At 68.7% G+C, this 22,185-nt stretch carries 32 protein-coding genes; 15 read left to right on the top strand and 17 right to left on the bottom strand.

Annotation, left to right across the window (positions count from 1 at the left end; all coding sequences use genetic code 11):
- The first annotated feature begins 55 nt into the window (after positions 1-55).
- The 4 genes from sigJ to ACLJOO_RS04120 all read left to right on the top strand — a co-directional run bounded on the left by sigJ (position 56) and on the right by ACLJOO_RS04120 (position 2,671).
- Positions 56-907 carry an RNA polymerase sigma factor SigJ gene (gene sigJ / locus ACLJOO_RS04135; protein ID WP_410785465.1) on the top strand — a complete coding sequence of 284 codons (852 nt, stop codon included), beginning with the start codon at positions 56-58 and terminating at the stop codon, positions 905-907.
- Positions 904-1,254 (top strand): DoxX family protein, encoded by a 351-nt coding sequence (locus tag ACLJOO_RS04130; RefSeq protein ID WP_410785464.1) that lies wholly within the window; start codon positions 904-906, stop codon positions 1,252-1,254. The genes sigJ and ACLJOO_RS04130 overlap by 4 nt, the downstream gene beginning before the upstream one ends.
- Positions 1,251-1,721: a GNAT family N-acetyltransferase gene (locus tag ACLJOO_RS04125; RefSeq protein WP_410785463.1), complete on the top strand. Its 471-nt coding sequence runs from the start codon at positions 1,251-1,253 to the stop codon at positions 1,719-1,721. Before ACLJOO_RS04130 ends, ACLJOO_RS04125 begins: the two co-directional genes overlap by 4 nt.
- A 98-nt stretch (positions 1,722-1,819) precedes the next feature.
- Positions 1,820-2,671, top strand: a complete 852-nt coding sequence (locus tag ACLJOO_RS04120) for an HAD family acid phosphatase (RefSeq protein WP_410785462.1) — start codon at positions 1,820-1,822, stop codon at positions 2,669-2,671.
- Here the strand turns inward: ACLJOO_RS04120 and ACLJOO_RS04115 are convergent.
- Complete coding sequence (locus tag ACLJOO_RS04115) at positions 2,659-3,330, bottom strand: TetR family transcriptional regulator (protein WP_410785461.1); 672 nt, start codon at positions 3,328-3,330, stop codon at positions 2,659-2,661. The genes ACLJOO_RS04120 and ACLJOO_RS04115 overlap by 13 nt on opposite strands.
- A 98-nt stretch (positions 3,331-3,428) precedes the next feature.
- Between ACLJOO_RS04115 and ACLJOO_RS04110 the strand changes: the two genes are divergently transcribed.
- Positions 3,429-4,361, top strand: a complete 933-nt coding sequence (locus ACLJOO_RS04110; protein ID WP_410785460.1) for an SDR family oxidoreductase — start codon at positions 3,429-3,431, stop codon at positions 4,359-4,361.
- Entirely contained in the window at positions 4,358-5,119 is a 762-nt protein-coding gene (locus ACLJOO_RS04105) for a class I SAM-dependent methyltransferase (protein WP_410785459.1), read from the top strand. Before ACLJOO_RS04110 ends, ACLJOO_RS04105 begins: the two co-directional genes overlap by 4 nt.
- Here ACLJOO_RS04105 and ACLJOO_RS04100 read toward each other — a convergent pair.
- Positions 5,088-5,639, bottom strand: coding sequence for a GNAT family N-acetyltransferase (locus ACLJOO_RS04100; protein WP_410785458.1), 552 nt, complete (start codon positions 5,637-5,639; stop codon positions 5,088-5,090). The genes ACLJOO_RS04105 and ACLJOO_RS04100 overlap by 32 nt on opposite strands.
- Positions 5,640-5,699: 60 nt before the next feature.
- On the opposite strand from ACLJOO_RS04100, the gene ACLJOO_RS04095 reads away from it, so the two are divergent.
- The gene (locus ACLJOO_RS04095; RefSeq protein ID WP_410785457.1) at positions 5,700-5,993 is read left to right on the top strand and encodes a YciI family protein; all 294 of its coding nucleotides are present in this window, start codon (positions 5,700-5,702) and stop codon (positions 5,991-5,993) included.
- On the opposite strand, the gene ACLJOO_RS04090 is transcribed toward ACLJOO_RS04095, so the two are convergent.
- Complete coding sequence (locus ACLJOO_RS04090; protein ID WP_410785456.1) at positions 5,990-6,529, bottom strand: dihydrofolate reductase family protein; 540 nt, start codon at positions 6,527-6,529, stop codon at positions 5,990-5,992. The genes ACLJOO_RS04095 and ACLJOO_RS04090 overlap by 4 nt on opposite strands.
- 241 nt (positions 6,530-6,770) lie before the next feature.
- On the opposite strand from ACLJOO_RS04090, the gene ACLJOO_RS04085 reads away from it, so the two are divergent.
- Positions 6,771-7,607, top strand: a complete 837-nt coding sequence (locus ACLJOO_RS04085) for an SAM-dependent methyltransferase (protein WP_410785455.1) — start codon at positions 6,771-6,773, stop codon at positions 7,605-7,607.
- Between the two features lie 175 nt (positions 7,608-7,782).
- Positions 7,783-8,655 carry a DUF3800 domain-containing protein gene (locus ACLJOO_RS04080; RefSeq protein WP_410785454.1) on the top strand — a complete coding sequence of 291 codons (873 nt, stop codon included), beginning with the start codon at positions 7,783-7,785 and terminating at the stop codon, positions 8,653-8,655.
- Here the strand turns inward: ACLJOO_RS04080 and ACLJOO_RS04075 are convergent.
- Complete coding sequence (locus tag ACLJOO_RS04075; RefSeq protein ID WP_410785453.1) at positions 8,619-9,374, bottom strand: SDR family oxidoreductase; 756 nt, start codon at positions 9,372-9,374, stop codon at positions 8,619-8,621. The two genes, ACLJOO_RS04080 and ACLJOO_RS04075, sit on opposite strands and share 37 nt — an antisense overlap.
- 173 nt (positions 9,375-9,547) lie before the next feature.
- Here ACLJOO_RS04075 and ACLJOO_RS04070 point away from each other — a divergent pair, with 173 nt between their 5' ends.
- Positions 9,548-9,925, top strand: a complete 378-nt coding sequence (locus ACLJOO_RS04070) for a YciI family protein (RefSeq protein WP_410785452.1) — start codon at positions 9,548-9,550, stop codon at positions 9,923-9,925.
- A gap of 123 nt (positions 9,926-10,048) precedes the next feature.
- Positions 10,049-10,630 carry an adenylate kinase gene (locus tag ACLJOO_RS04065; protein ID WP_410785451.1) on the top strand — a complete coding sequence of 194 codons (582 nt, stop codon included), beginning with the start codon at positions 10,049-10,051 and terminating at the stop codon, positions 10,628-10,630.
- Positions 10,631-10,645: 15 nt separating this feature from the next.
- On the opposite strand, the gene ACLJOO_RS04060 is transcribed toward ACLJOO_RS04065, so the two are convergent.
- On the bottom strand, positions 10,646-11,275 hold the full coding sequence (locus tag ACLJOO_RS04060) for a hemerythrin domain-containing protein (RefSeq protein ID WP_410785450.1): 630 nt from the start codon (positions 11,273-11,275) through the stop codon (positions 10,646-10,648).
- A gap of 55 nt (positions 11,276-11,330) precedes the next feature.
- Here ACLJOO_RS04060 and ACLJOO_RS04055 point away from each other — a divergent pair, with 55 nt between their 5' ends.
- Positions 11,331-12,380, top strand: a complete 1,050-nt coding sequence (locus ACLJOO_RS04055; RefSeq protein ID WP_410785449.1) for a biotin/lipoate A/B protein ligase family protein — start codon at positions 11,331-11,333, stop codon at positions 12,378-12,380.
- On the opposite strand, the gene ACLJOO_RS04050 is transcribed toward ACLJOO_RS04055, so the two are convergent.
- The gene (locus ACLJOO_RS04050) at positions 12,364-13,191 is read right to left on the bottom strand and encodes a PhzF family phenazine biosynthesis protein (protein ID WP_410785448.1); all 828 of its coding nucleotides are present in this window, start codon (positions 13,189-13,191) and stop codon (positions 12,364-12,366) included. The two genes, ACLJOO_RS04055 and ACLJOO_RS04050, sit on opposite strands and share 17 nt — an antisense overlap.
- Positions 13,192-13,203: 12 nt before the next feature.
- On the bottom strand, positions 13,204-13,518 hold the full coding sequence (locus ACLJOO_RS04045) for a hypothetical protein (protein WP_410785447.1): 315 nt from the start codon (positions 13,516-13,518) through the stop codon (positions 13,204-13,206).
- Between the two features lie 83 nt (positions 13,519-13,601).
- On the opposite strand from ACLJOO_RS04045, the gene ACLJOO_RS04040 reads away from it, so the two are divergent.
- Entirely contained in the window at positions 13,602-13,985 is a 384-nt protein-coding gene (locus ACLJOO_RS04040; protein WP_410785446.1) for a VOC family protein, read from the top strand.
- Positions 13,986-14,000: 15 nt separating this feature from the next.
- Here the strand turns inward: ACLJOO_RS04040 and ACLJOO_RS04035 are convergent, their stop codons facing one another.
- The 5 genes from ACLJOO_RS04035 to ACLJOO_RS04015 form a co-directional block, all read right to left on the bottom strand.
- Complete coding sequence (locus tag ACLJOO_RS04035) at positions 14,001-14,615, bottom strand: DUF1707 domain-containing protein (RefSeq protein ID WP_410785445.1); 615 nt, start codon at positions 14,613-14,615, stop codon at positions 14,001-14,003.
- Complete coding sequence (locus ACLJOO_RS04030; RefSeq protein WP_410785444.1) at positions 14,612-15,310, bottom strand: PadR family transcriptional regulator; 699 nt, start codon at positions 15,308-15,310, stop codon at positions 14,612-14,614. Before ACLJOO_RS04030 ends, ACLJOO_RS04035 begins: the two co-directional genes overlap by 4 nt.
- A gap of 75 nt (positions 15,311-15,385) precedes the next feature.
- Positions 15,386-16,105, bottom strand: a complete 720-nt coding sequence (locus tag ACLJOO_RS04025; RefSeq protein ID WP_410785443.1) for a DUF2993 domain-containing protein — start codon at positions 16,103-16,105, stop codon at positions 15,386-15,388.
- The gene (locus ACLJOO_RS04020) at positions 16,095-17,003 is read right to left on the bottom strand and encodes an NAD-dependent epimerase/dehydratase family protein (protein ID WP_410785442.1); all 909 of its coding nucleotides are present in this window, start codon (positions 17,001-17,003) and stop codon (positions 16,095-16,097) included. The genes ACLJOO_RS04025 and ACLJOO_RS04020 overlap by 11 nt, the downstream gene beginning before the upstream one ends.
- 54 nt (positions 17,004-17,057) lie before the next feature.
- A complete protein-coding gene (locus ACLJOO_RS04015) occupies positions 17,058-17,327 on the bottom strand; it encodes a hypothetical protein (RefSeq protein ID WP_410785441.1) in 270 nt (89 codons plus the stop codon).
- A gap of 92 nt (positions 17,328-17,419) precedes the next feature.
- On the opposite strand from ACLJOO_RS04015, the gene ACLJOO_RS04010 reads away from it, so the two are divergent.
- Positions 17,420-17,983, top strand: coding sequence for an AAA family ATPase (locus tag ACLJOO_RS04010; protein WP_410785440.1), 564 nt, complete (start codon positions 17,420-17,422; stop codon positions 17,981-17,983).
- Here the strand turns inward: ACLJOO_RS04010 and smpB are convergent.
- From smpB to ACLJOO_RS03995, 3 genes are read right to left on the bottom strand one after another with little or no spacing between them, the layout of a single operon-like run.
- Complete coding sequence (smpB, locus tag ACLJOO_RS04005) at positions 17,980-18,459, bottom strand: SsrA-binding protein SmpB (protein ID WP_410785439.1); 480 nt, start codon at positions 18,457-18,459, stop codon at positions 17,980-17,982. The genes ACLJOO_RS04010 and smpB overlap by 4 nt on opposite strands.
- Before the next feature lie 24 nt (positions 18,460-18,483).
- Positions 18,484-19,158: a hypothetical protein gene (locus tag ACLJOO_RS04000; protein ID WP_410785438.1), complete on the bottom strand. Its 675-nt coding sequence runs from the start codon at positions 19,156-19,158 to the stop codon at positions 18,484-18,486.
- Complete coding sequence (locus ACLJOO_RS03995; protein WP_410785437.1) at positions 19,151-19,663, bottom strand: hypothetical protein; 513 nt, start codon at positions 19,661-19,663, stop codon at positions 19,151-19,153. The genes ACLJOO_RS04000 and ACLJOO_RS03995 overlap by 8 nt, the downstream gene beginning before the upstream one ends.
- Before the next feature lie 101 nt (positions 19,664-19,764).
- Here ACLJOO_RS03995 and ACLJOO_RS03990 point away from each other — a divergent pair, with 101 nt between their 5' ends.
- Positions 19,765-20,703, top strand: a complete 939-nt coding sequence (locus tag ACLJOO_RS03990; RefSeq protein ID WP_410785436.1) for an aldo/keto reductase — start codon at positions 19,765-19,767, stop codon at positions 20,701-20,703.
- A 24-nt stretch (positions 20,704-20,727) separates the two neighbouring features.
- On the opposite strand, the gene ACLJOO_RS03985 is transcribed toward ACLJOO_RS03990, so the two are convergent.
- Both ACLJOO_RS03985 and ACLJOO_RS03980 read right to left on the bottom strand, forming a co-directional pair.
- Positions 20,728-21,108, bottom strand: coding sequence for a MerR family transcriptional regulator (locus ACLJOO_RS03985; RefSeq protein WP_410785435.1), 381 nt, complete (start codon positions 21,106-21,108; stop codon positions 20,728-20,730).
- Between the two features lie 181 nt (positions 21,109-21,289).
- Positions 21,290-22,183 (bottom strand): LysR substrate-binding domain-containing protein, encoded by an 894-nt coding sequence (locus ACLJOO_RS03980; RefSeq protein ID WP_410785434.1) that lies wholly within the window; start codon positions 22,181-22,183, stop codon positions 21,290-21,292.
- Positions 22,184-22,185 lie beyond the last annotated feature (2 nt).

The raw sequence follows: 22,185 nt of genomic DNA, 5'->3' as shown, positions 1-22,185 counted from the left end.
CGCCGGTTCATCCGGGCGATGTCACACTTCGCGGCTCGGAAACCTCATAAGCGGTATGAACGCAACCGAGGAGTTCCTCGCGCATCGGGAGCTGTTGTTCTCGATCGTCTACAACGTGCTGGGCAGCGTCGCGGACACCGAGGACGTGCTGCAGGAGACCTGGGTGGCCTGGTCGGGGCGTTCCGGCGTGCAGAACTCGCGGGCGTACCTCGTACGCGTCGCGGTGAACGCCGCGCTGGCTCGTCGTACGTCGATCAACCGCCGCAAGGAGGAGTACATCGGGCCGTGGCTGCCGGAGCCCGTGGTGATGCCGATCGACCCGGTGGAACGGAGCGAGACGATCTCGCTGGCAGTACTGGTCGTCCTGGAAACGCTGTCGCCGCTCGAGCGGGCGGTGTTCGTGCTGCACGAGGTGTTCGGGTACCAGCTCGCCGAGATCGCGGAGATCCTCGGACGGACGCCGTCCGCCGTACGGCAGCTCGCCCATCGCGCGCGGGAGCACGTCCAGGCGCGACGACCGCGGTTCACCGCGGATCCGCAGGTACGGCTGGAGGTGACGCAGCGGTTCGTCGACGCGATCGTCGGCGGTGATCTCGACGCGTTGATGGCGGTCCTCGCGCCGGACGTGACGTTGTGGGCCGACGGCGGCGGCAAGGCCCGCGCGGCCGGGTTGCATCCGGTGCTCGGCCGGGACCGGATCGGCCCGCTGCTGATCGGCGATCGGGTACGTCGTCCGCTGCCGTCGCTGGACGTCCGCTACCGGACCGTGAACGGCGACCCGTCGGCGCTGCTGCTGTCCGGTGACACGCCGTTCGCCGTCATCGTGCTCGAGGTCGAGGGCAACGAGGTCACGGGCATCTACGCGATCACCAACCCCGACAAGCTCGCGCACGTGGAGATTCGATGAGGACGGCCGTCGTCCTGGTGACCGTTGCGATCAACGCTTTCTCCGGGATCGCCGCGTTGCTGCACTGGAAGCCGATCCTGCCCGGGATGGTGAAGGCCGGCGTACCGGAAACCTGGCTCACCTTCCCGATCGGGACCTTGAAAACAGCTGGGGCCGCGGGACTGCTCGCCGGTCTGCTCATCCAACTGCCCACGTTGATCGCGGCTGCGGCGATCGGGCTGGTGTTGTTCTTCGTGTGCGCTTTGTACACGCACGTGCGCGTCGCGGACTACACAGCGCAGTTCTTCCTCGCGGTGTTCTTTCTCGGCATGGCCTGCGCCTCGTTGGTGCTTACCCTGGCGGCATGACTGTGAGACCTGCTGTTGCCGCGGATGCCGATGCGGTGGCCGCGATCTGGTACGCCGGTTGGCAGGACGGCCACCTGGGACATGTGCCCGAGGAACTGGTCGCGATCCGGACCAAGGAGTCGTTCTGGACCCGTGCCGGAGAACGGATCGCGGACACCACGGTCGCCGTCGTCGGAGCCGAGGTCGCGGGGTTCGTGATGGTGGTGGGGGACGAGGTCGAGCAGGTGTACGTCGCGAGCGGGCATCGCGGATCGGGGATCGCCGGGACGCTGCTCGCCGAAGCGGAGCGGCTGGTGAAGGCAGGCGGGCATCAGGAGGCCTGGCTGGCAGTCGCGACCGGCAATGCGCGCGCTCGCCGGTTCTACGAGCGCAACGGCTGGACCGACGGTGGACCGTTCGACTATCCGGCGAGCGTCGGGACCGGCAGCATCCCGGTCCCTTGCCACCGCTACGTGAAGCCTGTCTGACGCAGGATTCCCCTCAAGTTGCGGCGTGCGGCAGGTACATCGGCGGCGGATGGAGTTAGCGTGCCCTTCGCAAGCATTCCTGTTTTGGAGGGGTCACCATGGCATTCCGTTCCTGGCGCCGGCCGTCCCGCCGCATGGTTCTGACCAGCGTCGCCGCGGTCGCGATGACATCGGTCGTCGGCGGAGTCGCGTACTCGGCCGGCGCCGCGACGCAGCAGCCGGCGATCCAGACGTCGACACCGCACAGCGAGAAGCAGGTCACCAACATCGACGTACTGCGTCAGCAGCTGCGCAACTACTACGGTGACCCCCTCGGCTCCGGCACCTTCGCGGCGGACAGCAACTACGCGAAGGAAGCGCAGCAGGTCGCTGCCGCGGGGACCCGCTGGATCTCGGTCCCGCACCACACCAAGAAGACCAAGGCGATCCTGCTGGACGTCGACGACACGTCGCTGGCCACCTGGAACTACGAGATCTTCAGCAACTGGGCGTACAACCCGGCCACCAACGCGGACTACGTGCTGAACCAGAAGTTCCCGGCCGTTCCCGGCATGGTCGACCTGGTGAAGACGGCTGAGCGTGAGGGGTACGCGATCTTCTTCCTGACCGGCCGCGGCGCCGCGCAGGAGCAGGCGACGCTGGGCAACCTCACCGCGGACGGGGTCGGCGTCGATGCCGGCTACCCGAAGCCGACCGCGCTGAGCAACGGCGAGGACGGCCTGTTCACCAAGCCGGCCGTTGCCAACTACCCCGACTACCTGAAGCAGGCCTGCGCCGGCGACCCGAACGGATCGTGTACGACGATCCACTACAAGTCGGCGACCCGCGCGCACATCGAGTCGCTCGGCTACGACATCGTCGCGAACTTCGGCGACCAGTTCTCCGACCTGAAAGGCGGTTTCGCCGACCGCACCTTCAAGCTCCCGAACCCGAACTACTACCTGCCCTGATCCCTGGGTAAAGCGCCGTACAGCAAGGTCCGCAGGGCGTCGGTCAGGGCCGGCTCGAACTCCATCCGGATCGCACTCAGCGCCGGGTCGGTCTCGTAGGCGGCCAGGATCGCCGGCACCGGATGGGAGTGGGTCCAGATCGCGCCCGCGAGCAGGCTCGCGGCGGCGATGAACCGGCCCGCTTCCTCCGGGCCGAGCTCCGGCAGTACGCCGACGACCACCCCGATCAGCTGTTCGTACGCGACCACGGCCGCGCGCTTGAACGTGAGCGCCGTTTCGGTCGTGATGTTCCGCTCCAGCACCGCCGCCTGCGTACTGATCAGGTCGCAGAGCACGGGCCGCTTCGACAGCGTGCCGACGATGGTCGCGATCAGCAGGTCGGCCCGCTCGTCGGTCGCCCCAGGTGACTTGTCCGGCAATGCGGTCGCGAGGTCCTGCACCCAGGCCGTCAGCTCGCTGCTCGACAGTTCGAGCAGGACGGCCTCGCGGGAGTCGAAGTAGTTCAGGACGTTCGACTTCGCCAGGCCGACGCGGCGGCTCAGCTCGTTCAGGCTGACGTCCGCGACCGGCATCTCGGTCAGCATCGTGGCCGCGGTCGCGAGGATCGCCCGCCGCCGCTCGGCCCGCTGCTCCGGTCTCCGCGCCCGCTGGAAGTTCATGATCACAGTCTACAGACCAGCGGTCTGTTGTTATCGGACCGTCGGTCTGATAATGTCGAAGCCATAACAGACCACCAGTCTTTTATGGAGAGTGGAACATGTACGACGTCCCCGACCAGACCGGCAAGCTCGCCGTCGTCACCGGCGCCAACAGCGGGACCGGCAAGGAGGCCGCCAAGCGGCTCGCAGCCGCGGGCGCGCGGGTCGTGCTAGCGGTTCGGACCCCCGCCAAGGGAGAGGCGGCTCGTGAAGAGATCCTGGCCGAGCACCCGGGCGCTCAGCTCGAGGTACGGCGGATCGACCTCGCCGACCTCGCCTCTGTCCAGGAGTTCGCCGAGCAGCTCAGCGCCGACGAGCCGCACCTGGACCTGCTGGTGAACAACGCGGGAGTGATGAACCCGCCGGACCGGCACGTCACCAAGGACGGCTTCGAGCTGCAGTTCGGCTCGAACTATCTCGGCCCGTTCGCGCTCACCGTCCGGCTGCTGCCGCTGATCCTGGCCGCTCCGGCGCCGCGGGTCGCGACGATGGCCAGCGGTGCGGCGAACTTCGGCCGGATCCACTTCGACGACCTGCAGTGGGAACGCCGCTACCGGTCGACGGCGGCGTACTCGCAGTCGAAGCTCGCCGACCTGATGCTGAGCAACCAGCTCGCGCGGCTGTCGACCGAGCACGGCTGGGGCCTGCTCAGTGTCGCGGCCCATCCCGGCTTCACGAACACCAACCTGCAGACGGCCGGTGCGAGCCTCGGTCGCGACCGGATGCCGCTGGCGACGCGACTGCTGTACCGCCTCGCCCCGCTCCCTTCGCAGGGCGTCGTGACCGGCACCGAACCGCTGTTGTTCGCCGCGGCCGACCCCGCAGCCGAGCACGGTGCGTACTACGGTCCGTCCGGGCGGTTCGGCCTCGTCGGCCCCACCGCCTTGGCCAAGCAGCCCAAGGCTGCCCTCGATGCTGAGACCAGCGCCCGGCTGTGGACGGTCTCCGAAGGACTGACGGGGGTCTCGCTGCCGTCTATCCTGCGCAAGTGAGCGAGTGGTCGAGTGGGGGAATCTACGAGTCGTACGTAGGCCGTTGGAGCCGCCTCGTCGCGCCGGAGTTCGTCGGCTGGCTGGAGCAGCCGGCCGGGCTGCGCTGGCTCGACGTCGGGTGCGGTACGGGCGCGTTGACCAGCACGATCCTTGGTACGGCGGATCCGGCGTCCGTGCTCGGTGTTGACCCGTCGGAGGGCTTCATCGGCTACGCACGACAGGCTGTCAACGATCCGCGGGCAGCCTTCGAGGTCCGGTCCGCGGCCGAGCTCCCGGACGGCCCGTACGACGTGGTCGTCGCCGGGCTGGTGCTCAACTTCATCCCCGAGCGGGTCGAGGCGCTGCGCCGGATGCGCGAGATCGGTACGACGGTCGCGGTCTACGTGTGGGACTACGCCGGCGGCATGCAGCTGATGCGGTACTTCTTCGACGCGATGGCCGACGTACGCCCGCAGGACCGGGACCACGACGAGGGTCGCCGGTTCCCGTTCTGTACGCCGGAAGGCCTCGAGGGGCTGTTCCGCGAGGCCGGGTTCAGCGAGGTGCGGACGCGCGAGATCGTCGTACCGACGGAGTTCGCGTCGTTCGACGACTACTGGCAGCCGTTCCTGGGCGGGCAGGGCGTGGCGCCGGCGTACTTGCGCAGCCTGGAACCGGCGGATCAGGAGGCGCTGCGGGGTGCCGTACGGGCACGGCTGCCGATCTCTGCTGACGGGTCGATCAGCCTCACGGCGCGGGCGTGGGCGGCTGTCGGTTGAGGTAGTCGTCGCGGAGCAGCCCGTACAGCAAGTCGTCGGTCCACTCGCCCTTGAACCAGGAGTTGGCCGGCCGCTCGCCCTCGCGGGTGAAGCCGACGCGTTCGAGCAGCCGGGCCGAGGCGGTGTTGCGGGCGTCGCACTCGGCAGAGACCCGATGCAGCTCGCGGTCGACGAACAGGTGGTGGAGCAGGCCACGCACGGCCTCGGATGCGTACCCGTGGCCCTGGTGCTCCGACGCGAGCGTGAACCCGAGGTCGGCCTGCATCAGGTTCTCGTGCAGGTGCAGGCCGAGGTCCCCGATCAGTACGCCGTCCAGGTCGACCGCGTACTGGAACCAACCGGGCGCCTCCGGATCGCCTTGCGCGAACCGCTCGACCGTCTGCTGTGCCTCGGCGAGCGGCACCGGCGCCTCCCAGGACTGGAAGCGGGCGACCTGCGGGTCCGAGCGGTATGCGGCGAACTGCTCGGCGTCAGTGGGCTTGAAGCGGCGCAGGATCAGGCGCTCGGTGCGGGCGAACATCCGGACATCATGTCAAGACTGCGCGCTCGGCTCCGTCGTACCTGTGAGAGGAGAGCGCCGATGAAGTTTCTACTGATCCTGCAGGGTGACGGCGAGGCACGCCTGCCGCGCGACGAGTTCGAGCGAGTCGCCCACGACGCCGGTGAACTGGTCGGCGGCGAGCTGCTCGCGGACGCCCAACTGTCCGTCCGGCTGCCTGACCGCGAGCCAACGAAGATCGACGGGTACTACGTCATCGACGTGGAGAACCGCGACCGCGCCGTCGAGCTCGCGCGCCTGCTGCCGGACGCGCGAGCCGCTGGCCGCTCGGTCGAGATCCGCGCAGTCATGCATCCCGCCGCCGTCGATTTCTAGACGACCTTGAACCAGAGGCTGGTGGCTAGTGGGGTTTCGGTGACGGTCAGGCGTTCGAGGCGGACCGTGCGGCCGCCGGGCTGGGCGAAGAGGCGGGTGCCGTCGCCCAGCATGACCGGGGCGTAGAAGAGGAGCACCTCGTCCAGTTCGCCGGCCTCGATGCACTGCTTGGCGATGTTCGCGCCGATCACGTTCACGTAGTTCTCGCCGGCCGCCTCCTTGGCCTGCGCGAGCGCCTTCGTGAAGTCGTCGACGTACGTGACCCCGGCCTCCGGGTCGGACGGTGGGCGGTGCGTGACGACGTACGCCGGTCCGCTCCAGCCGCCGCCGAACGCCTCGCCCTCTCCGGGCTCGCCCTTGTGCGGGTCGTCGCCGTCGTGGGACCGGCGGCCGATCAGCAGCGACCCGATCCGGGGGAGCAGGTCGTCGACCTCCGGGTTGGGGCCGAGGTACGGGCGCATCCACTGCATGTCGCCGTCCGGACCGGTGATGAAGCCGTCCACCGAGAGGGTCACCGAGTACAGCACCTTCGCCATCCGAGTCTCCTGCCTGTTCGTAGGTGCTTGTTGAGACGACTGAGCCGGGGAAAACTCATCGGCGGACCGCCAGCCCATCACAATTGCCCGGTGGGTGCCGCCTCCCGCGGAGGTCCGCCCCGAGGCCGCGATTGTGATGGCGTGGCGGACGGGAGGGGCCCAGTGCGGTCGGTTGCCGGCGCGGCCGGTAGCCTTCCGGCAATTCAGCTTTTCGCATGACGGAGCGAGGTGCGGCGCGGCGATGCCCGAAGATGAGCACACGCACTCGCCGCTGCGTGCCGTCGAGCCGGCTGCTATCGACCTCGAACGGGCCTCGCAGGCCCGCGTGTACGACCTGCTGCTCGGCGGCAAGAACAACTTCGAGGTCGACCGGCAGTTCGTCCAGGAACTGCTGAAGATCGCGCCCGAGATCTCCGAGCTGACCCGGCAGAACCGCCGCTGGATGGCCGACGCGATCGACCGGATGATCACCGAGGGCCGGATCGACCAGTTCCTCGACCTCGGCGCCGGGCTGCCCACCGCGCAGAACACCCATGACATCGCGCTGCGGGCCAACCCGGCCGCGACCGTCGTGTACGTCGACAACGACCTGACCGCGATCTCCCACGGCCAGGCGCTGCTCGCCGACGACCAGCGCAGCTTCTTCGCCGACGCGGACCTCAACGACCCGGCCGCCGTTCTGGCTCATCCGTCCGTGACCGCTGCGCTCGACCTGACCCGCCCGGTCGGGATCCTGCTCGGCCTGGTCCTGCACTCGACGCCCGACCCGGTGCCGGTCGTCGCGGACTACCTGGCCGCCGTACCGTCCGGCTCGTACCTGGCGCTCACGCATCCGCTCAACCCGCGGGACGGCGGACGGCTGTCCGAGTTCTCGACCGCGATCGAGGAGAAGCTGCAGGACGCGTTCCCGCACATGCGGTTCCGGACCCGGGACCAGATCGCCGAGCTCGTCGAGGGACTCGAGCTGGTTGCGCCCGGGCTCGTCGACCTGACGTCGTGGTGGCCGGAGGACGAGCAGAAGCTCAACCTGACCGGTGCCGGCCAGCTCCTCCTGGTCGCCCTCGCCCGCAAGCCGTAAGGAATTCACTGGTGTCCGGCGCACAGCCGGACCATGATGGGTCGCATGTCTGCTCAGGCTGCTGCCGCTTACTGATCGTCACCGCGCCCCGATGACTCCTGGCGCGTCCGATCAAGCCCGTCCCGAGGACGGGCCCCGTAGCGTGCAGTCCTTCAGCCTTGGAGCCAGCCTTCCCATGACTTCTCTCATTGAGGTCGCGTGTGACGAGTCGGGGTTCTCCGGAACCAACCTGCTCGACCCCGCCTCACCCGTCATCACCCATGCCAGCGTCGATCTCGCCGTACCAGCAGCCGCCGACGTGATCGACGTACTGCGAGACCGTCTGCACCGCCGGACGGAGTACAAGTCCAACCAGTTGCTGCGACCCGAGCAGCGGCCCGCGCTCGAGTGGCTGCTCATGACTCTGCGCGGGCATGCGCATGTCCTCACCATCGACAAGACCGCGTACGTCGCCGCGCGGGTGTTCGATCTGTTCACCGAGGAACCGTCGTACGGCGCCGGCACCAGCCTCGGTACGGACCATGCGGAGGTGGCCGAAGCGTTGCGGCATCGGACCGGGTTCCTCGCGGCGTTCGTGGACCTGGCGCGGACGAAGCGCGTGCGGTTGATGGATCACGCGGCGGTGGATCGGTTCTTCGCGACGATGCCGGCCGACGTACCCGCGTTGCGTGCGGTGACCCGGGCTCGGGTCGAAGAGGTGATGCAGCGGCTGATCGACGAGGATCCGGAGCTTCCGCCGCCGTTGGAGCCGCTGGTGCCGGCGCTCGCCGAGACGGTGCTGTACTGGAGCGCCGGTGGTCGTTCGGTCACTGTGGTGCACGACGAGCAGAGCGCATTGACGCCAGGCCGGGTGGCACGGCTCGGCGCGTTCCTCGCTTCTCGCGTGGAGCCGGCGCCGCTGCAGTCGTTCGTGCAGGTCGACTCCAAGCACGATCCGCGGGTCCAGGTGGCCGATTTCCTGGCCGGCATCGCGCGCCGTCGTACGCCGGACTTGGTGGAGCTGTTGGAGCCTTACACCTGTGCGGCGACGAACTCGTCCCAGGTGTGAGTGCCGACGTCGGCGCCGGCGAGGGTGAGGTTGCCGCCCGCGCGGTACACCTTGCCCGCCTTGCCGGGAACGCGGATCGGCAGCGACAACCGGTGCTTGCCGGTGGCCCGTAGGTAGTCCCGAGCAAGCTCTGACAGGCTGTAAACCTTAGGTCCGACCAGGTCGGGAACGAGGCCCTGCGGTTCACCGAGCGCGAGTTCGGCGAGTCGTTCGGCCACGTCCCGGCCGTCGACTGGCTGCAGCCGGAGGCCGCCCGGCATCGGGAGGACGGGCAGTTTCGTCATCGCCTGCAGCGTCTTCCAAGCGAAGTCGTGGAGCTGAGCGACCCGCAGTACCGTCCACGGGACCGACGACCCGCGGACCTCCTGCTCAGCGCCGAGCTTGGACTTGAAGTACGTCAGCGGCAGTTGGTCGACCGCGGTCACCGAGATGTGGACCAGATGGCCGACCTTCGCCTGTTCGGCCGCCTTGACCAGGTTGCGGGTGCCGAGGTCGTCACCCTTCGGGCCGCCGGCGAGATGCAGGATCACGTCGACGCCGTCCACGGCCCGGTCCAGTCCCTCGCCGTTCAGGAGGTCGACGGCCAGGTACTCGACGCCGTCGCCGCGATCGCCCGCGTGCCGGCTGAGGACCCGGACCTTGCTGCCGGCCGCCTGGAGCAGCGGGACCACCTGACGGCCGATCGTTCCCGTACCGCCTGTCACCAGGATCGTGCTCATGTCCTTCGCTCCGTTCTGTGGGTTCTGAACCGCTGACGAAGCCCGGTGCGGGAGTGTGACCCGATGTGAGCTGGAATACATCCAGGCAAAATGTCGAGGGCCTGTCGGCGCCTCCGACGTCCGGGGTGTACGGGCGCAGTACGGCGTACCGGCACGACACAGGAGGTTCTGTCATGAAGTACGTAGTCCTGATCCACTCCAACATGCAGCCGTGGGGTCACCCGACGATCGACTTCACCGAGGTCGGCCGTGCGGTCCCGGTGGACGAGCGGGCCGCGATGGGCAAGGAGTTCGACGAGCTGCTCGCCGAGCTGTCCGCGTCCGGCGAACTGGTCACCGGCCTGGCGTTGGACGCACCATCAACCGCGCGAACCTACCGCTGGGAGGGCAAGCGCCCGGTCAACACCGACGGGCCGTACGCCGAGTCGAAGGAGCAGCTCGCCGGGTTCTTCATCCTCGACTGCGCCACCCGCGACCGCGCCGAGGAACTCGCCGCCAAGTTCGCCGGCCCCGGCGACGTCATCGAGCTCCGCCCGGAAATGGAGTTCTGAGGGCGATTCCGGACAGTAACGAACGGGGTGTGACCCAACCGGCAATCCGGAGTGACGTACGCCGTACCGCCGGAGCGGAGGCTCCCATATTCTTTGGTCCTTACCGAGAGTCAGGAGTGTGCCGTGACCACTGTCTTGCTGATGGGCCCTCCTGGGGCCGGTAAGGGTACGCACGCGGGTCACCTGGCCGCCCATCTCGGTGTGCCCGTGATCTCCACCGGTGACCTGTTCCGCCGCAACATCGCGGACGGCACCGAGCTCGGCAAGACGGCGCAGGGCTACCTCGACGCGGGCGAGTACGTGCCGGACGAGGTCACCAACGCGATGGTCCGCGACCGCCTCGCAGACACCGACGCCCGTCCGGGATTCGTCCTGGACGGGTACCCGCGCACCCTCGACCAGGCCGGCGTCCTGGACGAGATCCTCGGTGCGCAGGGCCGTGCGCTGGACGCGGCCCTGGTCCTGCAGGTCGAGGCCGACGCCCTCGTCGACCGGCTGCTCCGGCGCGCCGCGATCGAGCACCGCTCGGACGACACCGAGGACGTCATCCGCCGGCGCTTCGAGGTCTACCACGAGCAGACCGCGCCGCTGATCCACTTCTACTCCGGCCGCGGCATCCACCACGAGGTCGACGCCTCCTCCGACATCGACACGGTCCGCGCCCGCGTCTGGCAGGTCGCCGTACAACTCAAACCTGCCGCGTAGCTCCGGAGCCCGCGCTCACCGCCAGGCGGGGGCGACTGACTTTCGGTAGGGGCGGCCGAAGATCCCGAGGATCACGGTGAGGACGGGTTTGGGGACGGTGCTGGTGATGGCCGCGGACTCCGCGGGTGTGGCGCCGTCGAGGGCCCAGGCGAAGAACGTGCCGCCCTGGACCGGACCGACCTTGGCGAACTCGCGGCCCATCGCCTTCAGTTCGGGCGTGCCGACGTTGGCCTGGTAGACGGGTTCGATCTCCGCCTCCTCGTGGTCGAGGTGCTCGACGGTGACCCGTTGCAGCTCTTGGATCGCAGCGCGTGCGGTCGCCGCGTCGTCCGCGCTCGCGGAGTTCCGCAGCGCGCCCAGCGCGGTCCGCGATGCAGCGAGTGCGTTGGCCATCGTGTCGTGCTCGGCATCCAGTTGCGCCAACAGGTCCGCGCTCACGCCGAGCTTCTGCAGCGCCGGCCACGCGACCTCGTGCTCACCTTCGTGGTGCCGGGTGAGCTGGCTGTCGAAGTTCTGCCAGGCCGCGGCCAGCTGCGCCGCGCGCGTGCGGTCCCCGTCCGGGAACCGCTCCAATGCATCCAGGAATCGACCCAGGTCGCGCCGAACGGCCGCATGGATCGCCTTGTTCATACTCATTTCCCCCATGGCCGGGAGTATGCGTCCGGGAACATCCGTTGACCAGAGCAAGTTGACGCTGAATATGCATGGTGAGTACAAGGTCCCAGGCGGAAAGCTCGTCGTGGCAGACCTCGATGTCGTCGACGAGCACGTCCGGAATGCGCAGATCTCCGGCGACTTCTTCCTCGAGCCGGACGACGCGCTGGAGCGGATCAACGGGGCCTTGGCGGGTCTGCAGGTGGCCACATCCGCGGCTCAGATCGCCGCGCGGGTGCGAGGTGCGCTCGGCGACGGCGTCGAGATGCTCGGGTTCTCGCCCGAGGCCGTGGCTGTCGCGGTACGGCGTGCGTTGACCGGTGCGACCGGTTGGCGTGACCACGAGTGGGAGTTCGTGCACGACGTACCGCGGGAGCCGGCGCTGCAGATGGCGCTCGACGAGGTGCTGACCGAGCAGGTCGGGTCGGGGGAGCGCCCGCCGACGCTGCGGGTCTGGGAGTGGGCGTCCAAAGCGGTCATCATCGGCAGCTTCCAGTCGCTGCGGAACGAGGTCGACCTGGACGGTGCGGCCCGTCACGACGTCACCGTCGTACGGCGGATCAGCGGCGGCGGAGCGATGTTCGTCGAACCGGGCAACACGATCACGTACTCGCTGTACGTGCCGGAATCACTCGTTTCCGGCCTGTCGTTCATCGAGTCGTACGCGTTCCTCGACGACTGGGTCATTGGCGCGCTCAACGATCTCGGCATCGCGGCGACGTACCAGCCGATCAACGACATCACGTCGCCGGCGGGCAAGATCGCAGGTGCTGCGCAGAAGCGGTTCGCCGGCGGCGCCGTGCTGCATCACGTGACGATGGCCTACGACATGGACGCCGGCAAGATGCTCGAGGTACTGCGGATCGGCCGGGAGAAGCTGTCCGACAAGGGGACGAAGAGCGCGAACAAGCGCGTCGACCCGTTGCGCAGCCAGACCGGTCTCGACCGCGCGGACGTGATCTCGCGGATGGCCGGCACGTTCCGGAACCGCTACGGATTGTCGGACGGCGTGATCTCCGCCGACACCGTCGCGCTGGCCGAGGAGCGGGTGGCGGCGAAGTTCGGCACGGAGGAGTGGCTTACGCGGGTGCCGTGATCGGTACGGCGTTGCCGCTGACCCGCACGCGATTGTCGTCCGGGCGGAGCTCGACCGTTATGAGGCTGGGCCGTCCGAGGTCGTCGCCTTGATGCAGGGTGATCGTGGGTTGCCCTTCGCCAAGTTCACGCAGGTACGCGCCGAACGCGGCCGCGGCGGCACCGGTTGCCGGGTCCTCGACGACATCGCCCACGGGGAACGGGTCGCGGACGTGGAAGACGGTCGGCGATTCCTGCCAGACGAGTTGGAGGGTGGTCAGGTCGCGCTCGAGCATGTACGCGAGCAGGCGGTCGAAGTCGTAGTCGAGCGCGGCGAGTCGTTGCCGGGTCGCCGTACTCAGGACGAGATGCCGCGCCCCGGCGTACGCGATCCGCGGCGGCAAGGCGGGGTTGAGGTCTTCGGGTGACCAGCTGAGGATGTCGAGTACGTCGGTCAGATCGCCGGCGTCTTCTACGGACGGCTCGACGCTGGTGAGGGTTGCGCGCAGGGTGTCGTCGACGGTGACCGGGACGTGGCCGGCCGCCGTCGCGAAGACGATCTCGCCCGGGCCGTTGCGCTCCGCCAAGGCGACGGCGGTCGCGACGGTGGCGTGACCGCAGAACGGGACCTCGGCCTTGGGGGAGAAGTACCGCACCGGGCGCACACCGCTCGCGTCCGGTCCGTCGGTGAACGCGGTCTCGGAGTACCCGACCTCGGCCGCGATCGCCTGCATCGCCGCGTCGTCGAGCCCGCGGGCGTCGAGCACCACACCGGCCGGATTGCCCCCGGCCGGATCGGACGTGAAAGCCGCGTAGCGGAGAACGGTCACCATCCGCTCATCCAATCACCGCGTCCAGTCCAACTGCGCCTCCGGGATCGCCAGACCGCGCCCGAACTCCTTCGCCGCTTCGCGCGCCACGTCGTCACCCCGCCGGTACCGGAACACGCGCCCCGGGAAGACCACGAAGATCTCGTGCTCGTCATGAAAGTCGGCGTACCACCCAGGCCCGTCGACAACCCCCGCCAGTACGTCGGCCAACTCCTCGCCACGCTCCACCGAGAACTCCACCAACGACCACACGTCCGGCTGATCCGCCGACGTACCCTCGACCCCCACCCGACTGACCTTGCTCACAGTCAACGGGATCCCGTCCAGCACGGTCCCAACCTTCAAACTCTCAAGAATCAACACACCGTCATACACGCAGGCGACCGTACGCGGCGGCACCGACAATTGCGGGTATGGAGATCGGGTACGTCATCTTGTACGTCGGGGATCTGGGGGTCTCGGTGGGGTTCTACCGGGATGTGGTGGGGCTTGCGTACAAGTTCACGGATGCGGGGTATGCGGAGTTCGACGCGGGTGGGGTGCGGTTCGCGTTGTACGAGCGGCGGCGGGCGGAGTGGTTGACCGGGTCGGCGGTGACGCCAGGCGCGGGTGGGGAAGTGGTGGTGATGGTGGCGGACGTGGACGCGTACGCCGAGCGGTTGCGGGCGGCCGGCGTACCGGTGCTGAGTGGGCCGGCGGACCGTCCGTGGGGACACCGGACGGTCCACGTCGCCGACCCGGACGGGTTCGTCGTCGAGTTCGCGGAGGAGATCCCGCGGGCTCGGGAGCGGCGGTAGTTCAGTGGTGGTGGATTAGCGGTGGTTGTGCCAGCGGCGGCGGGACATGCCGCTGATCAGGACGATCCAGAACATGCCCCAGAGCAGCCACGGTGCGGTGAGTGCGACCGAGGTGACCACCAGTCCGATCATCAGGAACGGCGCCAGCATCATGAACGGCGGCGGCGGACCGGGCCGGCGACGGAGGTTGGCCGGGCCTGGCACGACCTGCAGTTCCCTCGAGTTCGGCAGATCGTCGAACAACGGATCGAGATCGTCCGCGTACCGTGCCCGCGTCACCACCTCGCTCCGCTCCTCGAACTCGGCCTGCGTCAACCGCCCGGCGACGAAGTGGTCGCTCAGCAACGAAACGGCCTGGTCCCGCTCGGCGTCCCCGATCCGCACCCGCTTCCGCGGTACGTCGTCACGCCCGGCATCCTGCGCGTCGCCCCAACGCCGGTCGTCCTGCGCGTCGCCCCGAGGCCGATCGTCGTTCCAGGCGGTGGCGCGCAACTCGCCGCCCCACCCGCGGCCGTGCCAGTCCCCGCCCCAGCCGCGGCCGCCGGATTCGTCGTACCAGCCGGGCCCGTTCCAGCGTTGCCGCCCGCCTGGGCCGCCGCGGCGGCGGCGGTCTCGGTCGGAGGCGGTCATGACCGGTCCTGCTGGTCCGTGCCGTCGTCGTCCTCGGCGAGGATGCCGTACAGCTTCCGGCGCAGGTCCGCGACCGCGTCCCGTGCCTTCGCCTGCTGCTCCGGCGTACCGCTCGCCAGGATCTGCCACATCGCCGTCGCGACCTGCCCGAAGAGCGGCTTGAACCCGTTCTCGTCCTCACTACCCTCGGGCGCGCTCATCGCGGCCCACGGCGCGGACACCTCGTCCTGGTGCTCGGCGACGTACGTGCGCCCCTCGTCGGTCAGCCGGAATGTTCTCCGCCCGACCTCCGCGTCCGCCGTCACCAGACCCTCGTCCTCGAGCTGCTGCAGCGTCGGGTAGATCGAGCCCGGGCTCGGCTTCCACAGACCGCCGCTGCGCTCGGCGATCTCCTGGATGATGCCGTAGCCGTTCATCGGCTGCTCGGCGAGGACGGCGAGAATCGCCGCCCGGACGTCGCCGCGCCGCGCCTTCGGGCCCCGCCAGCGCGGCGGCGGTCCCCACGGCGGACCGAACATCTGCCCGCCGCCGAACATCGCCCACGGCGGCCCGAAGTGCTGCTGGTGACTGTGCCCCTGGTGCCCGCGGCGGCCGCTCATCGCCGCGCGCAACTCGTCCTTGATGTCGTCGAAGGTTGAACAGTGCCGCGCGAACTGCGCCCAAGGCCAGCCCGCGGCGTATGCCGATCCGGTCATCTGGACCACCCGTCCCTCAGGAAAGTGATTGCGATAGTTCGACGATATATCGCGAACCATCGCAACCCAAGAGACTTATGCGTTGAACTTCAGGTCCTTCACCACGGCGGTCAGGATGACGGAGTTGTCCACGACGTTGATCCCGGTGAGCTGGGCGCCGAACGGCAGTTCGGGGAGCGTGATGCCGCTGGCGAGCTGGCTGCGGATCGCGCTCTGCACGGCCGACGGGATCGAATCGGACATCTGCCCGAGCGTCAGCGCGACTCGACCGTCCGTGACCTGGGGCGTGATCGGTACGTCGATGCTGATGCCGCGCACCGTCGCCTTCACCTGCAGCTGACCGTTGACGACCGACATCGTCAGCCCCTCGAGCCCGGTACTGCGCACCGCGAGCCGAGCCAGCTCACGCGGCGACAACTGCAGCTGCAGATCGGTCGCGTCGACGGTCACGGCGCCGGACTGCTGCGTCAGCAGCGATCGCGGCACGTGCACGTTCTGCAGCTCGACCTTCAGATCCTCACCCGGTACGCCCGAGAACGTCGGCTTCTCCATCGTCAGCGTGACCTTCGAGAAGTCCTCGTTGACCAGCTGCGGCAGGAACCCGAAGCCCCCGATCTTCACCGAGGTGCCGGCCGAGCGTACGTCGTACTGCTTGGCCTCCTTCTCGGCCATCGACGCGAGCTGGTTCTCCGCCACGTACGCGGCGACGCGGTCGACGACGATCGCGAGGACCGCCAGCACCACCAGCGTGACGACGAGGCGGCGCAACCACCGGCGCGGTCTCCTAGAGCTCATCCCTGCCCTTTCCGATCATTTCCCGGAGCGCGTCGGCGACCGGGACGGGTTTGATGCCAAAGGCAACAGTCGCGGCGGTCGAGTCGACCACGAACGGCCGCTGCCACTGATACAGCATCTCCACCATCTCCCGGGCGGCCGGGTCGACGAGTCCCGCAAGCCGCAGTACCAAGGTAGGCATCGACGCAACCTTCGCCGACGGCGCACCCGCTAGTTCGGCGGCGAGGGTCGCCAGCTGGCGCACCGACAGCGGCTCCGGCGTCGGTACATGCCACGCGCGTCCCCACGCGCTCTCGTCGTCGGCGACCGCGATCAGTAGCCGTGCGACGTCACCGACGTACGTCCAGCTGTGCGGTACGTCGAGATCACCTGGCATCATCCCGCGCTTCCCGGCGATCACCTTCGGCAACACCGTGACACTGAACGGCGACACCGCGCCCGCACCCAGGTAGTCGGACCCGCGTACCTCCGCGGTCCGGATCCGCCCCGCCTGATGCGCGGCCAGGGCGGCGGTCCAGACCTTCGCCCGTACCTGGCCCTTCACGGTGTTCGGCAGCAACGGAAGGTCCTCGCTCATCGGCCCGTCCACCGCGCCGTACCCGTACAGGTTCCCGGTGCTCACCAGCACCGCCCCGGACGCCTCGGCCGCCGCCACCAGGGCCGCACCGAGCCGCGGCCATTCGGTAGTCCACTTGTTATACGGCGGGCCTGCGCACGAGTAGATCGCCGTCGCGCCCGCGACGTAGTCCGTCAGCCCGGTCATGGCATCAGCGGCAATCCGCTCCGCCCCGTCCGGCCCGGTCCCGGACCTCGTGATCACTCGGACCTGCTCACCCCGTGCCACCAACAGCCGGGCAACCACGCTCCCCACGGCCCCAGCTCCGACGACAACCTGCACGCGTGACCCCTTTGACTCGACGAAGTCCTCAGTATCCCGGGGGCGTCGGGTCGTTCACGACGGCAGACCGCTGCGCAGGCGAAGCTCGTCGCGGATCACGGGTGGTACAGGCAGCCGGTACTTCTCCAACGCCCTTGCGTAGGCACGCAGCGACATGGCCAGACGGCCGGAGTCGCTGCGGGCAGTCTCGCCCTGACGCCGCGGACCGCGCGCCAGGCGCTCGGCGGCGCGGGCCGACACGACCTCCGCGAACAGGTGCGAGAGATCGTCGTTCACGACCGAACGGCGGCCGACATCGGCAAGGACGGCAGTTGGCCTCGACATCGGCATCGCCTCATAGGGCCCGCGGGTTCCCGACACGCCGCCTGGTATGTCATCGCTCCGGAATGCTGCCAGTCTATCCGCACGAGCAACGGGTGGAGGCTTGGAGAGGGATGTTCCTGCTGCAGATGTCGGGCGTTCCCGGTTCCGGGAAGTCCACGGTCGCCGCCCACGTCGTCGACTCGTTCGGTGCGGTTGCCGTCGACTACGACGTGATTCTGACCGCTGTTCTCGACGGGGGCGTCGACGTCGCGGGTTGTTCCAAAGCGGCGTACGAGGTCCTGTACGCCGTCACGCGCAGCGTGCTCGGCCAGGGGCGTTCCGTGGTCGTCGACAGCCCGTGTTTCTGGCCGCGGATCCTCAATGAGGGCATGGAAATCGCCCGCTCGCACGATGCGACCTACCGGTACATCGAGTGCCAGGTTCACGATTGGAACGTCGTCGACGAGAGGCTCCGCCGGCGGCCGCGGCTGCGGAGCCAGCGTCGCGGCGTAAGCACTCCGCCGGTGGACCTCGGCGACCAGCCGGACGACGGAGAGTCGCTGTTCAGCGGGGCGTCGGACCGCGTCCAACGCCCCGCGGACAACTACCTCCAGCTGGACATGCACCGCCCGCTGTCCGACGTACTGCCCGAGGTCGACCTCTACCTGAAGAGCTAGTCCCGTCGCCCCTTCAGCCGGCGGCTCACCGCACGCTCGACCTCCCGAGTCGCCTCGCGCTCGGCGAGCGTATGCCGCTTGTCCCAGGTCTTCTTGCCGCGCGCCAGGACGATCTCCACCTTCGCCCGACCGTCCTTGAAATAAAGGCTCACCGGGACGATCGTCAGCCCGCCCTCGTTCACCTTGCGCTCGATCTTGTCGATCTGAGCCCGATGCAACAGCAACTTCCTCTTACGCCGCGAACCGCCGTTGAACCAGCGAGACTGCGAGTACTGCGGGATATGTACTCCGTGCAACCAGATCTCCCGCTCTTCGACAACAGCGAACCCGCCAACCAGAGAAGCCCGCCCAGCCCGAAGCGCCTTGACCTCAGGCCCCTGCAAAACAATCCCCGCCTCCCAGGCCTCACCCAGGTGATAGTCATGCGCAGCCTTACGGTTACGCGCAACAACAGGCTCGGCCTCGGTCTTCTTCACAAGCCAAGTCTCCCTCAGCAGGCACTACTCGCCGCGCTGTGGGTTGGTCTGCTTGCCCGCCTGCTTGCCGGCCTGTTTGGCGCCGCCCGAAGATCCCCGGCTCCCGAACGCGGTCTCGCTGAGCGGCCGCGAACCGGACAAGGGCGTCTGGCCGTCGAAGGCGTGCGCGATGGCGCGGTTCGCGTCCAGGACGGGGTTGCGCTGATGTGCCTTGCCGCCACTGCCGACCTGCGCCTCACCGAACCGGTCGAGGTCCGGGAGGCTCTGGTCGGCCGATCGTCCGAGCCGCATCGCCGTCTGCTGGTAGGCGTTGTTCTCACTGGCGTGACGAGGACCGATCGCGATGACGTCGCGTGCATCCTTCCCGCCGGCGTTCCGGCCGGGGATCTCGCGGAACGTCAGGCGGTGGTTGGGTTTTCCGGTGCCGTCGCCGATCTTGGACACGACGATGTCCCGCCCGTCACCGAGACCTCGGTGCGCGCCGAGCACATGGTGGCCCTTCGACGCTCCCCTCTCGAGATCCTGCAACTCCCGGAGGACGCCCTTGTAGAGCGTGCGGTTCGCGTTGTTCGCGGGCGACTTGTCGCCGGGATATTGCTTGGCTTCCGCGGCAGCCGCGTCGCGCATCCGGTTGAGGTCCTGAACGGCGCCCTCGCCGAGCAGGACCTGGAACGGCCGTTCCGGCTGGTCCTCAGCCATCGCCGCGTTCCTGGCGGATCTCTTCGAGCATCTGCTGGGTGAACGGGTCGTCCTTGGCCCACTCGTCCACGCTGAACGGGACGCTGCCCGGTGTCGGCGACGAGTCGTAGGTGCGGACGGTCGGGTCGTCGATCACGCCTGGCGGCGGCTCGTCGTCGCCGCGCAGGGTGCGGTACTGCTGGGTCGACATCAGCACCAGAACGGGTTCGGTGCCTGTGCCCACGAGTACCGGAGGGCCGAAGGTTCCGCGGCGGATCGCCTCGACCATCTCCGGCAGTTGCCGGCCGAGCACCTCGGGAGCGACCACAGTCCGGTACCTGCCGAGGGTCTCTTCGCCGCCAAGATCGTCGTACTGGTCGTAGCTCGCGATCACGGCCTCGGGGACACCACCGTCGCCGAAAGCGAACGCATGGGTCTCACCGTGCGTGAATCGCCCGACCACACCGGCGATGTCAGCAGCAACGTCGGCAATGGACGGCAGATCGGAGTACGGCGACGCAGACATGCATTCCAGCGTACGGCTCCACCGGGGTCGGTGGAGTGTGCTGCTGCACGGTGAGTACTGGGGCTTGACCTGGAGTGCGCTCCAGTAACAAGGCTGGTGCCATGAACACACCCACGATGGCCCTCGGGGCGATGTACTTCGGCACGAGGGTGGACGAACGGACCGCGTTCTCGATCCTCGACCGGTACACCGAACTGGGCGGAGCCTTCATCGACACCTCCGACAACTACAGCTTCTGGACCTCCGAGACCGGCTTCGGCGGCCAGAGCGAGGCGCTGCTGGGCCGCTGGCTGGCGTCCAACCCCGGGGTCCGCGTCCGCCTCAGTACCAAGGTCGGCGCCCAGCCCACGCGGGTCGGCGGGTTCCCCGACCACCTCGAAGGGTTGCGCGAGGACGTCGTGCGCGGCGCCATGGCAAAGAGCCTGGAGCGGCTGGGCGTGGACGGTGTGGACCTGTACTGGGCGCACGTCGAAGACCCGACCGTTCCGCTGGAGGACCTGGTCGAGACGTTCGGCGGCCTGGTCCGTGACGGCCTGACCGCTCGGTGGGGCCTGTCAAACCACCCGTCCTGGCTGCTCGAGCGGATCCGGGCGACCGCCGAACGCGCCGGCCACCCGCAACCAGCCGCGTACCAGGAGCGCTACTCCTACCTTCAGCCCGCCGGCGGCATGGACGTGGAGGGCCAGCCGATCCCGCTGGGAATGCTGTCACCGGACGGCCTCGACTTCCTGCGACGCAACCCGTCGTTCGACGGCTGGGTCTACACCGCCACCCTCCAGGGCCGATACGACCGCAACGACCGCCCACTCGAGACCGAGTACCGCCACCCCGGCACCGAGCGGCGGCTGGCGTCGCTGACCCGCGTCGCCACTGCGCGCGGACTCCGACCGGGCCAGGTGGTGCTCGCGTGGCTGGCCTCCGGGAGCCCGGCGCTGACCCCGATCGTCGGAGCCAGCAGCGTCGAACAGGTCGAGGAGGCGGTGGTCGGCGCGTCCACGATCCTCACCGAGGATGAACTGGCGGAGCTGGACGGCGCATAGGCGACGACGCGATGTCGGAGTGGGTCAGGACTTCGCAGCCTCCGTACGGCGGAGTTCCCCGCGGTACCAGTCCACCTTCTCCTCAACGCGCACGAGGGTCGCATCCAGCTCGGCGATCCGTGCCCGGATCGAGGCGGCGTGCTCCTCGAGCAACGCGACTCGCTCCGGCATCGTGGTGTCGTCACGGCTCAACTCGCCGTACCGACGCAACTGCTCGATCGACATACCTGTGTCCCGCAGGCACCGCAGGAATCCGAGCATCCAGAGATCGCCGTCGCTGTACACGCGCCGCCCACCAGCGCTGCGCTCGATCCGCGGCAGAATGCCTTCGCGCTCGTAGTAGCGCAGCGTATCGATGCTGAACCCGGACTGTGCGGCCGCCTCGGCCGGCGAGTAGGTCGTCATCCAACGAACCTAACAGCCTTCCTGGAGCCGACTCCAGATCCGCGCTGCGTACCATCGCTCAGGGACACACCGGTCTATGGGAGGTATCGATGGCGTCTGATTTCACCAGGACGCACGCGGACCACGAACGATCCATTCGCGCGTTTCTCTCCGGCATCAATGCCGAGACCGGCTACCTCGATTAGCCCGGAAACACCGCACCCGAATCATAGGTCCCACAGGCTGCCGTGATCTCGGCTGTCGCCTGCGCCGCGGCGAAGAAGTCGTCGGCCAGCGGCGAGGTGCGTGATGCCGCCATTGCGAGGCATACCTGGTCGGGCGCGAGTTCCGGGATGGGTACGTAGCTGATGTCCGGACGCGAGTAGAACACGGTCTCCGAGCGCCCCACGAACGAGATGCCCCGGCCGGCCGCGACGTGCTCGAGTTTCTCCTCCACCCCGCGCACCCGGAGTCCGGAGTCGGGGTGCGGGCGCCTCGTGGGGAGCGTGCTCGGGTCGGCATGCCAGACCAGCGGCTCACCGGCCAGGTCGGCCTCAGTGACCTCCTCCTTGCCGGCCAACCGGTGGTCTGCGGGCAGCACCACCATGAGCGGCTCGGCGTACAGCGGAGTCAAGCGCAGACCCGTCTCGTCGATCGGCAGCCGCACATAGCCGACGTCGACGCGGCCGTCGAGCAGCATCGCGGCCTGGTCGTCCCATTCCATCCGCTGTACGTCGACGGCCACGTCCGGGTGCCGGGTCTCGAACGCCCGCGTCGCCGGGATGACCGGGATGCCGGTCCGGAAGCCGACCACCAGCCGCCGGCTGCCACGGGCGGCCACGGACACCCGGCGGCGGACCGCGTCCGCGGAGGCCAGCATCGGACCAGCGTCGGCCAGCAGTTGTCGGCCCGCGTCGGTCAGCGCCACGCCGTGGCGATTCCTGATGAACAGCGAGGCACCGAGATCCTGCTCCAGCGCGCGGATCTGGCGGCTGAGCGCCGGCTGCGCGATATGCAGCTCTTCAGCGGCGCGGCCGAAGTGCAACCGGTCGGCCACGGCGACGAAGTACCGCAGTTTGCGCAGGTCGAGATCCATGG

It is taken from the genome of Kribbella sp. C-35 (genome assembly GCF_046549195.1).
GTDB lineage: Bacteria > Actinomycetota > Actinomycetes > Propionibacteriales > Kribbellaceae > Kribbella.
This window is presented reverse-complemented; position numbering and strand designations above follow the sequence as displayed.

Bases quoted from the DNA above. Each gene is read 5' to 3' on its own strand.
- ACLJOO_RS04085 (WP_410785455.1), top strand. From the start codon at position 6,771: ATGCCCGAAGATGAGCACACGCACTCGCCGCTGCGTGCCGTCGAGCCG.
- ACLJOO_RS03980 (WP_410785434.1), bottom strand. From the start codon at position 22,183: ATGGATCTCGACCTGCGCAAACTGCGGTACTTCGTCGCCGTGGCCGAC.
- ACLJOO_RS04035 (WP_410785445.1), bottom strand. From the start codon at position 14,615: ATGACCGCCTCCGACCGAGACCGCCGCCGCCGCGGCGGCCCAGGCGGG.
- ACLJOO_RS04080 (WP_410785454.1), top strand. From the start codon at position 7,783: ATGACTTCTCTCATTGAGGTCGCGTGTGACGAGTCGGGGTTCTCCGGA.
- ACLJOO_RS04060 (WP_410785450.1), bottom strand. From the start codon at position 11,275: ATGGGGGAAATGAGTATGAACAAGGCGATCCATGCGGCCGTTCGGCGC.
- ACLJOO_RS04120 (WP_410785462.1), top strand. From the start codon at position 1,820: ATGGCATTCCGTTCCTGGCGCCGGCCGTCCCGCCGCATGGTTCTGACC.
- ACLJOO_RS04110 (WP_410785460.1), top strand. From the start codon at position 3,429: ATGTACGACGTCCCCGACCAGACCGGCAAGCTCGCCGTCGTCACCGGC.
- ACLJOO_RS04070 (WP_410785452.1), top strand. From the start codon at position 9,548: ATGAAGTACGTAGTCCTGATCCACTCCAACATGCAGCCGTGGGGTCAC.
- ACLJOO_RS03990 (WP_410785436.1), top strand. From the start codon at position 19,765: ATGAACACACCCACGATGGCCCTCGGGGCGATGTACTTCGGCACGAGG.
- ACLJOO_RS03995 (WP_410785437.1), bottom strand. From the start codon at position 19,663: ATGTCTGCGTCGCCGTACTCCGATCTGCCGTCCATTGCCGACGTTGCT.
- ACLJOO_RS04075 (WP_410785453.1), bottom strand. From the start codon at position 9,374: ATGAGCACGATCCTGGTGACAGGCGGTACGGGAACGATCGGCCGTCAG.
- ACLJOO_RS04050 (WP_410785448.1), bottom strand. From the start codon at position 13,191: ATGGTGACCGTTCTCCGCTACGCGGCTTTCACGTCCGATCCGGCCGGG.
- ACLJOO_RS04090 (WP_410785456.1), bottom strand. From the start codon at position 6,529: ATGGCGAAGGTGCTGTACTCGGTGACCCTCTCGGTGGACGGCTTCATC.
- ACLJOO_RS04115 (WP_410785461.1), bottom strand. From the start codon at position 3,330: ATGAACTTCCAGCGGGCGCGGAGACCGGAGCAGCGGGCCGAGCGGCGG.
- ACLJOO_RS03985 (WP_410785435.1), bottom strand. From the start codon at position 21,108: ATGACGACCTACTCGCCGGCCGAGGCGGCCGCACAGTCCGGGTTCAGC.
- ACLJOO_RS04040 (WP_410785446.1), top strand. From the start codon at position 13,602: ATGGAGATCGGGTACGTCATCTTGTACGTCGGGGATCTGGGGGTCTCG.
- sigJ (WP_410785465.1), top strand. From the start codon at position 56: ATGAACGCAACCGAGGAGTTCCTCGCGCATCGGGAGCTGTTGTTCTCG.
- ACLJOO_RS04015 (WP_410785441.1), bottom strand. From the start codon at position 17,327: ATGTCGAGGCCAACTGCCGTCCTTGCCGATGTCGGCCGCCGTTCGGTC.
- ACLJOO_RS04030 (WP_410785444.1), bottom strand. From the start codon at position 15,310: ATGACCGGATCGGCATACGCCGCGGGCTGGCCTTGGGCGCAGTTCGCG.
- ACLJOO_RS04025 (WP_410785443.1), bottom strand. From the start codon at position 16,105: ATGAGCTCTAGGAGACCGCGCCGGTGGTTGCGCCGCCTCGTCGTCACG.
- ACLJOO_RS04130 (WP_410785464.1), top strand. From the start codon at position 904: ATGAGGACGGCCGTCGTCCTGGTGACCGTTGCGATCAACGCTTTCTCC.
- ACLJOO_RS04100 (WP_410785458.1), bottom strand. From the start codon at position 5,639: ATGTTCGCCCGCACCGAGCGCCTGATCCTGCGCCGCTTCAAGCCCACT.
- ACLJOO_RS04125 (WP_410785463.1), top strand. From the start codon at position 1,251: ATGACTGTGAGACCTGCTGTTGCCGCGGATGCCGATGCGGTGGCCGCG.
- ACLJOO_RS04055 (WP_410785449.1), top strand. From the start codon at position 11,331: ATGCATGGTGAGTACAAGGTCCCAGGCGGAAAGCTCGTCGTGGCAGAC.
- ACLJOO_RS04000 (WP_410785438.1), bottom strand. From the start codon at position 19,158: ATGGCTGAGGACCAGCCGGAACGGCCGTTCCAGGTCCTGCTCGGCGAG.
- ACLJOO_RS04095 (WP_410785457.1), top strand. From the start codon at position 5,700: ATGAAGTTTCTACTGATCCTGCAGGGTGACGGCGAGGCACGCCTGCCG.